Origin of the sequence: Asanoa sp. NPDC049475 (assembly GCF_040676915.1) — a bacterium.
Classification (GTDB): domain Bacteria; phylum Actinomycetota; class Actinomycetes; order Mycobacteriales; family Micromonosporaceae; genus Asanoa.
Genome location: NZ_JBFAPY010000001.1, coordinates 29,983 through 41,858, shown reverse-complemented (window position 1 = coordinate 41,858; position 11,876 = coordinate 29,983). Strand labels below are relative to the sequence as shown.

Annotated in this window: 9 protein-coding genes and 1 pseudogene; 4 read left to right on the top strand and 6 right to left on the bottom strand. The window is 72.9% G+C overall.

The features are described from left to right. Window positions 1-103 precede the first annotated feature (103 nt). Entirely contained in the window at window positions 104-535 is a 432-nt protein-coding gene (locus tag AB0J88_RS00205) for a hypothetical protein (RefSeq protein ID WP_089254804.1), read from the top strand. On the opposite strand, the gene AB0J88_RS00200 is transcribed toward AB0J88_RS00205, so the two are convergent. The 5 genes from AB0J88_RS00200 to dnaK all read right to left on the bottom strand — a co-directional run bounded on the left by AB0J88_RS00200 (window position 532) and on the right by dnaK (window position 5,858). Beyond that, window positions 532-1,386, bottom strand: coding sequence for an alpha/beta hydrolase (locus tag AB0J88_RS00200; RefSeq protein WP_364354040.1), 855 nt, complete (start codon window positions 1,384-1,386; stop codon window positions 532-534). The genes AB0J88_RS00205 and AB0J88_RS00200 overlap by 4 nt on opposite strands. Window positions 1,387-1,488: 102 nt before the next feature. Further along, window positions 1,489-1,950, bottom strand: coding sequence for a helix-turn-helix transcriptional regulator (locus AB0J88_RS00195; RefSeq protein ID WP_364354037.1), 462 nt, complete (start codon window positions 1,948-1,950; stop codon window positions 1,489-1,491). 7 nt (window positions 1,951-1,957) lie between these two features. Next, entirely contained in the window at window positions 1,958-3,148 is a 1,191-nt protein-coding gene (gene dnaJ, locus AB0J88_RS00190) for a molecular chaperone DnaJ (RefSeq protein WP_364354034.1), read from the bottom strand. A gap of 39 nt (window positions 3,149-3,187) precedes the next feature. Further along, window positions 3,188-3,940 carry a nucleotide exchange factor GrpE gene (grpE, locus tag AB0J88_RS00185; RefSeq protein ID WP_364354031.1) on the bottom strand — a complete coding sequence of 251 codons (753 nt, stop codon included), beginning with the start codon at window positions 3,938-3,940 and terminating at the stop codon, window positions 3,188-3,190. A 34-nt stretch (window positions 3,941-3,974) separates the two neighbouring features. Continuing rightward, window positions 3,975-5,858, bottom strand: a complete 1,884-nt coding sequence (gene dnaK, locus AB0J88_RS00180) for a molecular chaperone DnaK (protein WP_364354028.1) — start codon at window positions 5,856-5,858, stop codon at window positions 3,975-3,977. Between the two features lie 147 nt (window positions 5,859-6,005). Between dnaK and AB0J88_RS00175 the strand changes: the two genes are divergently transcribed. The 3 genes from AB0J88_RS00175 to AB0J88_RS00165 are packed head-to-tail and all read left to right on the top strand — an operon-like array spanning window position 6,006 to window position 10,732. Further along, window positions 6,006-7,775, top strand: a complete 1,770-nt coding sequence (locus AB0J88_RS00175) for an ABC transporter (protein ID WP_364354025.1) — start codon at window positions 6,006-6,008, stop codon at window positions 7,773-7,775. Window positions 7,776-7,783: 8 nt separating this feature from the next. Next, window positions 7,784-9,472, top strand: a complete 1,689-nt coding sequence (locus AB0J88_RS00170; RefSeq protein WP_364354587.1) for a GTPase — start codon at window positions 7,784-7,786, stop codon at window positions 9,470-9,472. A 42-nt stretch (window positions 9,473-9,514) separates the two neighbouring features. After that, complete coding sequence (locus AB0J88_RS00165; RefSeq protein WP_364354022.1) at window positions 9,515-10,732, top strand: hypothetical protein; 1,218 nt, start codon at window positions 9,515-9,517, stop codon at window positions 10,730-10,732. Between the two features lie 36 nt (window positions 10,733-10,768). Here AB0J88_RS00165 and AB0J88_RS00160 read toward each other — a convergent pair. Then, window positions 10,769-11,876 (bottom strand): annotated as a pseudogene (locus tag AB0J88_RS00160) (hypothetical protein); the annotation flags it as partial.

Sequence of the window (11,876 nt, the reverse complement as noted above, 5' to 3'; positions counted from 1 at the left end):
GCCGGTTCGCGCCAAGCGCTACGGTGACGCCGCAGATGGGTCTGTCAGCGGAAGATCGACCATTGGGCGAGATCGACGCATGACCATGCGGAGCGAGGTGTCCGTGAGCGTGCAGTCGACGTCGTTCAGCGGCTTCACCAATCCGGTCGATCCAACACCGGCGGAGTTGCGAGCCTGGGCGTACCAACCGGACACCGTCCCCTTGCAGTCCATGCCACCCGACTGGGACCTGCTGGTGTCGGGCGACCATCTCGTCACCACGCTGTTCGAGCTGGCGATGGACCGGTCGTGTCCGGCCCGCCGGTTCGCGCTGCACTGCCTCTACATCTACGCGGCCGACGGCATCCGCACGAAGTTCCGCGCCCACCCCAAGCGGCGGCTGCGCAAGCTCGTGCAGCAGGCCGAGACGCTGGGCGACGACCAGATGCGCACGTGGGCGCACAACAGTCGGGTGCTGCTGGCCAAGCCGGAGCTGTTCGACTACCGCGACTGGTGCGAGGGCGGCCTGGTCCGCTCGGGCCGCCGGCTGTCCTAGACCCGCGTTCGCGCGGCGTTGCGGATGATCTCCGCGAGCGCCGCCGGCTGTTCCTCGGCGATCCAGTAGCCGGTGTCCCGCACGACCTCGGCCCGCCCGTCGGTGGCTATCTCGGCGACCATCTCACGCAGGCCGGCCTCGGTCGCGGCCGGCGCGCCGCCCACCGCGGTCACCGGCATGGTCAGCCGGCCGTCCTCGGCCAGCGCGGCCAGATTGAGCTGGCGGTCCAGGGCCAGCGAGCGATACATCTCCAGCGCGGCGCGCAGGGCCCCCGGCGCGCTGTAGGCCTCCGCGTAGCGGTCGACGTCGACTGCGCCGATCGCGCCCGCGTCGAAGATCCGGGACCGGATGACGAAGTCGATGTACGCCCGCTCCCGCCCGCCGATCAGCAGATGCGCGACGTCGGCGTTGGCGTGGAAGGCGATCTGCCAGCTGCGCGGGTTGGTCATCTGGTGGTCGAGCTGCGAGGTGCCGGGCGGTGCCGCCTCGACCAGCACCAGGGCCGCGGTCACGTCGCGGTGGCTCAGCGCGTACGCGAAACCGACGTAACCACCGACGTCGTGGCCGCAGACCGTGGCCGGGGTGGTGCCGAACTCGGCCCGCGCGATGGCCCGCACGTCTCCCGCCAGGCTGTGCTTGTCGTAGCCGCTGGCCGGCCCGGGCGAGCCGCCGAGACCCCGCAGGTCGGGCATGACGATCCGGAACTCGCCCGCCAGCAGCTCGGCCACCCGCGACCAGGCCCGCCAGGTCTGCGGAAAGCCGTGCAGCAGGATCAGCGGCGGCCCCGCACCGGCCACCGCATAGTGATGCACGGCGTCGTTGGCCGCCAACCGGCGGTGTTGAATGTCCAATCCCTCGAACCCCCCGGGCGAAGAAGGCCGGGACCCCCCGTGGATCCCGGCCTTCTTTGTCCGATATGATGAGGTTAGTCCTTAGTCGACTTTCGCGGGGGTTTATCGCGTCGGCGGGTCGGCCGGTCGGCGTGGCCGCCAAACCACGAGCGCGGTCGACGTGCGCGCGGTGGGCACCAGATCGCCACGCGGGTACGGGCCGACGGACTCCAGCTCGGCGATCCGCTGGTAGGCCGCGGTCAGCGCCGCCTCCAGGTCGGCGATCCGCTCCCGCAGGTCGCCGACCGTCTGCTCCAGGCCGATGATCCGGCGGATGCCCTCCAGGTTGATGCCCTCGTCCTGGCTGAGCCGCTGCACCTCGCGGAGAAGCTCGACGTCGCGGGTGCTGTAGCGCCGCCCGCCACCCGCGGCCCGGCCGGGCTGCACCAGCCCGAGCCGGTCGTACTGCCGCAGGGTCTGCGGGTGCATGCCCGCCATCCGGGCCGCCACCGAGATGATCAGGACCTTGGCGTCGGAGGTCGTCTCGATCGTGACCGAGATTTCCTCTTCCTCGTAGGGCTGCATGGGGTGGTCACCTCCGCCACAACGTGTCGCGACCCGCGTCCGGCGAGAGCACGGCGAACTTCTCCAGTGCCTCGCGGGCCTCGTCGGTCAACGCCGTCGGCACGGCCACCTCGATCGTGACGAGGAGGTCGCCGGCCTGTCCGTCGCGCTTGGCGACGCCCTTGCCGCGCGCTCGTAGGACCCGGCCGCTCGGTGTGCCCGGCGGCACCCGCAGCGTCACGTAGCCGTCCATCGTCGGGACCCGCAGGTCGGTGCCGAACACCGCTTCCGCGTACGTGATGGGTGCGTTGATCGTGAGGTCGTTGCCGGACCGGCCGAACATGTCGTCGGCGCGGACCCGGACCAGCACGTAGAGGTCGCCGGGCGGACCGCCGCGCTCGCCCGCCTCACCCCGGCCGGCCAGCCGGATGCGCTGCCCGTCGGAGACACCGGCCGGGAACCGCACGTTGAGGGTGCGGGCCTTGGTGACCCCGCCGGTGCCGCGGCACTCCGGGCACTTCTCGTCGACGATGGTGCCTACGCCCTGGCACTCGCGGCACGGCTCCGAGAAGCTGAACGAGCCCTGGTTGCGGGTGATCAGCCCGGACCCCTGGCACTGCGGACACGTGCGCGGCTGGGTGCCGGGCTTGGCGCCGTTGCCGTGGCAGGTGTCGCAGACGCCGGGCGCCCGCAACGTCAGGGGCAGAGTGACACCGCGCACCGCGTCGCCGAAGTCGAGCGTGACCTCGGCCTCCACGTCGCGGCCCCGGCCTGGGCCACGCGGCTGCTGCTGGCTCCGCCCGCCGCCCGAGAAGATCGAGCCGAACAGGTCGGAGAAGCCGGCACCGCCGAAGCGCCCGTCGCGACCCGTGCCCGTGGTGGGTCCGCCACCGGCGCCGCCGAAGCCGAACAGGTCCGAAGGGTCGAACCCGCCCGGGCCGGACCCGCCACCGGTGCGGGCACCCCGACGGAACGCGCCCGCACCGAAGAGCGAGCGCATCTCGTCGTACTCCTTGCGCCGACCGGTGTCGGACAGCACGTCGTACGCCTCGGAGACCGCCTTGAACCGGTCCTCGGCCTCGGTGTTGCCCGGGTTGTGGTCGGGGTGCAGCTCACGCGCCAGTTTGCGGTAGCTGCGCTTGATCTCGTCGGCGGAGGCGGACTTCGGAACGCCCAGGACCGCGTAGAAGTCCTTCTCCAGCCAGTCTTTGGAGCCCATCTCAGTCCGCCTCCTTCCGAGGAGTTCGTAGGTCGACCGTCACTCCGGGTCGGCCACCGCGACCAGCGCCGGTCGCAGCAGTCGGTCGCCGAGCTGGTAGCCGCGCCGCATCACGTCGATGCACGTCGGCTCCGTCACCTCGGCCGACGTCAGGTGGGCCACCGCGTCGTGGCGGGTCGGGTCGAACGGGTCGCCCTTCTCGCCGAACGCGGTCAGCCCGAACTTGCCCAGAGCCGTGACGAGCTGTTCGGCCACACTGCCGAACGGTCCGACCAGGTCGCCGTGTTCCCGGGCCCGGTCGAGGTCGTCCAGCACCGGCAGCAACGTGCTGATCACCTGGCCGGTGGTCTGCTCGGCCGCCAGGCCCCGGTCGCGGTCGACCCGCTTGCGGTAGTTGGCGTATTCCGCCGAGACCCGCTGGAGGTCGCGCGTGCGCTCCTCCAGGTCGACCCGGAGTGACTCGAGCTCAGCGCCCAGCCCGCCGGTCGGTGCCTCTTCCACCGCCGGCTCCGCCGGCTTGTCGTCGGTGCCGGCATCGGCGGCCGGCGCCGGTGTGTCGACCGGCTGCTGCTCGGCCGGTCCGGAGGGGCCGGGCACCTCGGTGCTCTGCGTCTCCGGCTGCTCCGCGGGCGCGCCCTTGTCGTGTTTGAGCTTGCCTCCGGTCGCATCGATCCGTCGCTTGTCCCGGATGACGATCCGCTCCGCTCCCTTGCCATCGGCCTGGTCGCGATCGGTGCCACCCGGCGCCGACCCGGCGGCTGCCGGGTCGGCGGCTCGTGGCTTTTCCGTCATGCCGACATCCTCACTGACGTCGCGTGCCGCGGGGTCACTTCTTGTCGTCCTCGACGATCTCGGCGTCGACGACATCGTCCGGACCGTTGCCGGTGCCACCCGGGGCACCGGTGCCCGGGCCGGCAGCGCCCTCGGAGCCGGCACCGGGGCCAGCACCGTCGGGGCCGGGCTGCTCGCCCTGCTGCTGCTGCGCGTAGAGCAGCGAGCCGGCCTGCTGCGAGACCTGCGCCAGCTTCTCGTGCGCCGACTTGATCTTCTCCAGGTCGGTGCCGCCCAACGCGCTGCGCAGGTCGCCCAGCGCCTCGTTGAGCTGGTCACGCGACTCGGCCGGAAGCTTGTCGCCGCTCTCCGCGAGGAACTTCTCGGTCTGCCACTGAAGCTGCTCGGCCACGTTGCGGGTCTCGGCCTCCTCGCGGCGACGCTTGTCGTCGTCCGCGTGGTCCTGGGCGTCGCGCATCATGCGGTCGATGTCGTCCTTCGGCAGCGCCGAGCCGCCGGTGATCGTCATCGACTGCTCCTTGCCGGTGCCCAGGTCCTTGGCGTTGACGTGGACGATGCCGTTGGCGTCGATGTCGAAGGTGACCTCGATCTGCGGCACGCCGCGCGGCGCCGGCGGGAGGCCGGTCAACTCGAACGTCGCGAGCTTCTTGTTGTAGGCCGCGATCTCCCGCTCGCCCTGGAAGACCTGGATCAGCACGGACGGCTGGTTGTCGTCGGCCGTCGTGAAGACCTCGGAGCGCTTCGTCGGGATCGTGGTGTTGCGCTCGATCAGCTTGGTGAAGATGCCGCCCTTGGTCTCGATGCCCAGGCTCAGCGGGGTCACGTCGAGGAGCAGAACGTCCTTGACCTCACCCTTGAGCACGCCGGCCTGCAGCGCCGCGCCGACCGCGACGACCTCGTCGGGGTTGACGCCCTTGTTGGGCTCCTTGCCGGTGAGCTGCTTGACCAGGTCGGTCACCGCGGGCATGCGGGTCGAGCCGCCGACCAGGATCACGTGGTCGACGTCGGCGACCTTGACGCCGGCGTCCTTGATCGCCTGCTCGAACGGGTTCTTGGTGCGGTCCAGCAGGTCCTGCGTCATGCGCTGGAACTCGGACCGGGACAGGCTCACGTCCAGGTGCAGCGGACCGGCTTCACCAGCGGTGATGTAGGGAAGGTTGATGTTGGTGGTGGTCGCCGCGGAAAGCTCGATCTTGGCCTTCTCGGCGGCCTCACGCAGCCGCTGCATCGCCATCTTGTCCTGCGAGAGGTCGATGCCGTGCTGACCGCGGAACGTCTTGACCAGGTGCTCGATGACCCGCTCGTCCCAGTCGTCGCCACCGAGGTGGTTGTCACCCGAGGTGGACTTGACCTCGACGACGCCGTCGGCGAGCTCCAGCACGGAGACGTCGAACGTGCCGCCACCCAGGTCGAAGACCAGGATCGTCTGCTCCTTGGAGCCCTTGTCGAGGCCGTAGGCCAGCGCGGCCGCGGTCGGCTCGTTGACGATGCGGAGCACGTTGAAGCCCGCGATCTCGCCGGCCTCCTTGGTGGCCTGGCGCTGCGCGTCGTTGAAGTACGCCGGGACGGTGATCACCGCGTCGGTGATCTGCTCGCCCAGGTAGGCCTCGGCGTCCCGCTTGAGCTTCATCAGGACGCGGGCCGAGATCTCCTGCGAGGTGTATTTCTTGCCGTCGATGTCAATCGACCAGTTGGTGCCCATCTCCCGCTTGACCGAACGGATCGTCCGGTCTGGGTTGGTAACCGCCTGGCGCTTGGCGACCTCACCGACGAGCACCTCGCCGTTGCGGGCGAACGCGACGATCGAGGGGGTCGTGCGCGCACCCTCCGCGTTCGCGATGACGGTGGGCTCACCGCCTTCGAGGACGCTGACGACCGAGTTCGTCGTGCCGAGGTCGATGCCGACCGCACGTGCCATGGCTGCTTCCTTATCTTCAAGTTGAGTGGACCGGGCTCAATGATGCCACGATCACGCCAGTCGTCAAATCGGGTTGAGTGTGGTACGCGCAACTTCAACCGCCGCGTTCCTGTTGTACAGGCGGAATAGATCGGGCACGCTTTACCCGTGACGACGCAGGTGGCACCGGTGGTCCCCGAGGGGTTGCCGGCCGCGCTCGCCCGACTACGGGCAGCGATCTCCGCCGCCGACTTCCCCTTGGCCCTCACCTCGGCCGCCGAGGCGCGCGAGGTCGGCGCGGCCCTGGTCGCGCAGCTCGACGACTACCTTCTGCCCCGCCTGGCCCGCCTCGACGCACCGCTGCTGGTGGTCGTCGGCGGCTCCACGGGCGCCGGCAAGTCCACGCTGGTCAACAGCCTGGTGCAGGCCCGGGTGAGCGCGCCCGGGGTGCTCCGCCCGACCACCCGGGCACCGGTCCTGGTCTGCAACCCGGCCGACAGCCAGTGGTTCCGCGCCGGTGACCTGCTGCCCGGCCTGACCCGGACGACCAAGCCCAGCGTCGACCCGCACACCCTGCAACTGGTCGCCGCGCCCGCGCTCACGCCCGGGCTGGCGTTCCTCGACGCGCCCGACATCGACTCGGTGGTCGACCAGAACCGGCAGTTAGCTGCTCAGCTCCTGGCCGCCGCCGATCTCTGGCTGTTCGTCACCACCGCCGCTCGCTACGCCGATGCCGTGCCGTGGGGGCTCCTGCGCACCGCCCGCCTGCGCGGCACGGTGATCGCCCTGGTGCTCGACCGGGTCCCGGACGAGGCGGGCGACGACGTGCCCGCCCATCTGGCCGAGATGCTCGAGGCCAACGACCTCGCCGAGGCACCTCTGTTCGTGTTGCCTGAGACCGACGTGGACGGCCAAGGCCTGCTGCCCGACCGCGACACCGCCGAGCTCCGCGCCTGGTTCGACCGGCTGGCCAGCGACGCCAACGCCCGCGCCGCGGTGGTCCGGCAGACCCTCGACGGCGCCGTCGCCGCGCTGAGCCCGGCCGCCGACGGGCTCGCGGCCGCCGCCGACGAGCAGGCCGCGGCGGCCCGGGCGTTGCGGGAGCGGGTCCGCGCGGCCTACCGCGGCGGCGCGGAGACCGTCGAGCGCAGCCTCAAGGACGGCCGGCTGCTGCGCGGCGAGGTGCTCTCCCGCTGGCACGAGTTCGTCGGCACCGGCGACTTCTTCCGGGGCCTGGAGGCGCGGATCGGCCGGCTGCGCGACCGGATCACCGCCGCCGTCACCGGCCGCCCGCAGCCCGGCAACCAGCTCAAGTCAGCGATCGAGTCGCAGCTCACGACGCTGCTGCGGGGCGTGGCCGGCGACGCCGCGGAGAACGCGTACACCGGCTGGCAGGCGCACCCCGCCGGGGCCGCGCTGCTCGAGCCGTCGCTGGCCCGGCCGACGCCTGACCTCCCCGACCGCGCCGACCGGCTGGTCCGCGACTGGCAGCGCGGCGTGCTCGAGCTCGTCCGCCAGGAGGGCGGCGACAAGCGGTTCGTGGCCCGCACGGCGGCGTACGCGGTCAACGCCACCGGCCTGGCCGTCATGATCGCCGTGTTCGCCTCGACCGCGTTCATCCCGACCGGCCTGGAGATCGGCACCGCGGCCGGCACCACCCTCGCCGCGCAGAAGGTGCTCGAAGCGATCTTCGGCGACCAGGCGATCCGCCGGCTGGCCGCCAAGGCCCGACAGGATCTGCTCGACCGGGTCGACGACCTGCTCGCCGACGAGGCCGCCCGCTACTTCGACCGGATCGAGGCGGTCGGCGTCGACGCCGACCCCGGCGGTGAGCTGCGCGCGGCCGCGGCCGAGGTCGAACGGGCCAGGTCGGCGGCGGCGCTCACGGTCGGCAGCAAGCTGGCCCTGCCCCAGCGCGAACGTGGGGAGCTGCGGTGACCCAGTTCATGGGTCGGGTCCGAGAGGCCCTGCGGGGCAATCGGCGCGTCGACCCCGACGTGCTGATCGGCCGGCTCGACGCGGTGCGGAGCTTTCTCGACGCCGCCGACGGCCACCTGCCGTCCGAACGGCTCGTGCCGGCGCACACGCTGGTCGAGCGGGCCGGCGGCCGGCTCGCGCTGTCCCGCGACCACACCCTCGTGGCCCTCGCCGGCGCCACCGGCAGCGGCAAGTCCAGCCTGTTCAACGCGCTGGCGCACATGCACCTCTCGCCGGTCGGGGTCCGCCGGCCGACCACCGGCCAGGCGTTCGCCTGCGTCTGGGGCGCCGCGGACGCCGCCGGCGGGCTGCTCGACTGGGTCGGCGTGCTGCCCCGCAACCGGTTCGCCCGGGAGAGCCCGCTCGACGGCGACGACGAGGCACCCCTGCGCGGCCTGGTCCTGCTCGATCTGCCCGACTTCGACTCGGTCGAGGCGGCCCACCGGGTCGAGGTCGACCGGCTGCTCGGCCTGGTCGACCTGATCGTCTGGGTGGTCGACCCGCAGAAATACGGCGACCGCGTGGTGCACGAGGCCTACCTGCGCGAGTTCCACCGCCACAAGGACGTCACGGTCGTGGTGCTCAACCAGGCCGACCGGCTGTCCACGACCGACCTGCCCAAGGTGCTCGGTGACCTGCGCCGGCTGCTGGAGGAAGACGGCCTCGGCGGCGTGCCGGTGGTGGCGACCGCGGCGGTCCAGGACGCCGCCATGGTCGAGCTGCGCCGGCTCCTGGAGCGCACGGTTGCCGAACGCCAGGCGGCGCTGCGCCGACTCAGCGGCGATGTCGACAGCGCCCTGGCCCGGCTCGACGACCTGGTCGGCGGCCCCGCACCGAGCGACGTCGACAAGGCCACCTCCCGCGCCCTCGCCGACGCGCTGGCCGGGGTCGCGGGCGTGCCGGCGGTGGCCGACGCGACCGAGCGTGCCTACCGGCACCGGGCCGGCGCCGCTACGGGCTGGCCACTGGTCAAGTTCTGGCGCAAGCTACGCCCCGACCCGCTGCGCCGGCTGCACCTGCACACGCCGACCGTGGTGGACACCGGGCTCGCTCCGGCCGACGGTGACGCGCCCGTGCCGGCGACGACCTCGCTGCCCGACCCGAGCGCCGCACAGCGGGCCTCGCTCGGCATCGCGCTGCGCACGGTCACCGACAAGACGGCCGGCGAGCTGCCCGAGCCCTGGCGGGTCGCGGTCGGCGACGCCGCCCGGTCGCGGCTCGGCGACCTGCCCGACGCGCTCGACAAGGCGGTCGCCGGCACCGAGCTCGGCGTCGAGCGCAAGCGGGCGTGGTGGCGGGCGGTCGGCCTGCTGCAATGGCTGCTCACGCTGGTAGCCGTGGCCGGGCTGGGCTGGCTGGTGGCCGGCTACATCGTCCGCGCCCTCGGGCTGCCGCGGTTCGACTACCCGATGGTGGGCGAGGTGCCGCTGCCCACCCTCGGACTGCTGGGCGGGCTGGCCGCCGGCATCCTGCTGGCCCTGCTGGTGAAACCGTTCATCCGTTGGGGTGCCCGTCGCGCCCGGCGCCGGGCCGAGGCACGGATGCGGGAATCGGTCGCCGAGGTCGGTCGCGACCAGGTGATCGCGCCGGTCAGGGCGGTTCTGCGCGACTACACGACCGCCCGGGACGCCTACGCCGCGGCCGGACCGCCCGGATAGTTGGCTCGTGCCCGCGCCGGGCGACCAGCGTAGGGTCGTTTCATGGCGACGCCACAGACCCCCTATGAGGCCGTGCTGAAGGCCGCGCGTGACGTCGACAAGCTCGACTGCGCGCTGGACGCCGAGATGCTCGGCACCGCGTTGCTCGGCAGCGTCTACGCGATCGCTGAAGAAGATCGCGCCGGCGCCGTGCGTACCTTCGTGGAAGGCTTCCTCACCGCCACCTCCCGCCGCCGGGCCGCGGCCGCGACCACCATCCGGTCCGTTTTCGCCACCCTCGTCCCCGACGCGCCCGGCGCCGCCGCGGTCAAGCCCGGCGCGCAGGCGCCGTCGTGGTCCGGCCAGCTCGGGCGGGTCCGGCCGACCGGCACCTACGCCTATGGCGACGTGTACGGGGACCAGACGTCCTACCTGGCCACCTTCGCCTACGAGGACGACGCGGAGGGTGGCCCCGAGCATGCCGTCGTCGCGCTGGTCGACCACAACATCGGCATCACCAAGGACGTGTTCGTCGGCGGCCCAGCCGAGCGGATCCTCGGCCAGGTCCGCCGCATGTGCGCGGCCGACGGGCTGACCTGGTTCCGCGAGGAGGACCCGCGCACCCTCCGCGGCGAGGTGGCTCGCCACCTGCGGATCACCGACGAGATGGGTGACCTGCCCGGCGAGGGGTCGCTGGCCACCGACCGGGCGCTCGTCGGCGCCCGCCTGGCGCTGCTGCCGATGCCGGCGCTCAGCCCCGTGCCGGACCTGCCCGAGCCGCTCGGCGACGACGAACGCTCGGCGCTGATCAGGACCTTCCTGGCCGCACCCGAGGCGGCGCGGTTCGAGCTCGACAAGCTGCCCGAGGGCGACCTGGGGTCGCTGCACTTCTGCCTGAGCCTGCTCCTCGACCACGCGGCGAGCCTGCCCGACGCCGACCCGATGCGGTGGAGCCCGATAGTGGTCGAGCTGTTCCTGCTCGACTGGGTGCACCGGCGCGCGGTGCTCGACATGGACGACGCCGCGTTGCTGCCGCGGGTGGTGCGGGCCTGGGCGGCGTACGCGTCGCGGGTCCGTGGGCTCCCGGCCGAGGCCGTGGCCGCGACCGACCAGGCCGTCGAGGACACCGTGCCGGAGTTCGTCCGGCTCTACACGACCGGCGAGCGGCGCAGCCCGGCTACCGCCGCCGTGGCCCAGCTCATCGCCGAGGGCGTCGACCTCAACGACCCCGCGGCGCTGGACGCGTGGCTGGCCGAGAACCGGGACCGGCTCGGCGAGTGACGCAGCCGGGCGCTCGGTCGCGCCCGGCTGCCAAGGTCAGTTGGTCGGCGTGGCCGACGGGCTGTCGCCACCGGCCGGCGGGGCGGCCGCCTTCGGGCTCAGGCAGAGCACGTTGTCGGAGCGCCCGCCCGAGACCTCGACGATCGGCTGGCCCTTGTCGGGGCACTGGGCCGCGTCGTCGACCCGGGAGACCACCTCGAACGCGTCGGGCTCGGTGCACGCCGCCGAGATCGCGGTGTCACCGGACTGCCGGACGCACTCGCCGACCGCCGGGTTGAAGCCGTCACCGCTGGAGCGGGTGAACAGGTAGACCACCGCCAGCGGGATCACCAGCAACAGCACCGCCGCGGTCAGGACCATGGCGAGCACCCGGCCGTTGCGCTCCTTCGGCGGCGGGTCCGGCTTGTCGTCGGTGGTGGACGGTCCGGCGGGCGCCTCGGCGTCGGGCCGGAACGCGTCGAACCGGCCCTGGTCCATCTCGCCCGGTGTCGCCGGCCAGGTCGCGGTCGGCGGGCCACCGGGCCGGCCGGCGCCACCGATCGGGCGGCCCGAGTTCAGCGGACCGCTGATCCGGCCCTGCGGACCGGCCTGCGGCGCACCCGGTGGTGGCGGCATGCCGGGCACGCCGGCGAAGCCACCCGGCGGGCGGATGCCCTGCGGACCTTCGGGCGCGTCCACGCCGGGCGGGGTGACCCGCGCGCTGGAGCGGAAGCTGCCGGGCGGACCGGGCGGGGCAGGCGGCACCTCGATCGGCGGACCGAACGCGGTCGGCGGACCCTGGCTGTCGCCGGGACCGAAGCCGTCGCGACTCGGCGGGCTGCCGTAGGGAGAGCCGAAGCCACCCTCGTCAGCCCGACCGCCGGGCGCGCCCGGGAACCCCGGTTGGCCACCGAAGCTGGTCTCGTCACCGCGACCACCCGGGAAGCCGGGCTGGCCACCGAAGCTCGTCTCGTCACCACGACCGCCCGGCGCACCCGGGAAGCCCGGCTGGCCAGCGAAGCCACCCTCCTCAGGACGGCCCGGCGCAGGCGGGAAGCCCGGCTGACCACCGAAGCCACCCTCCTCAGGACGGCCCGGCGCAGGCGGGAAGCCCGGCTGACCACCGAAGCCACCCTCCTCAGGACGGCCCGGCGCAGGCGGGAAG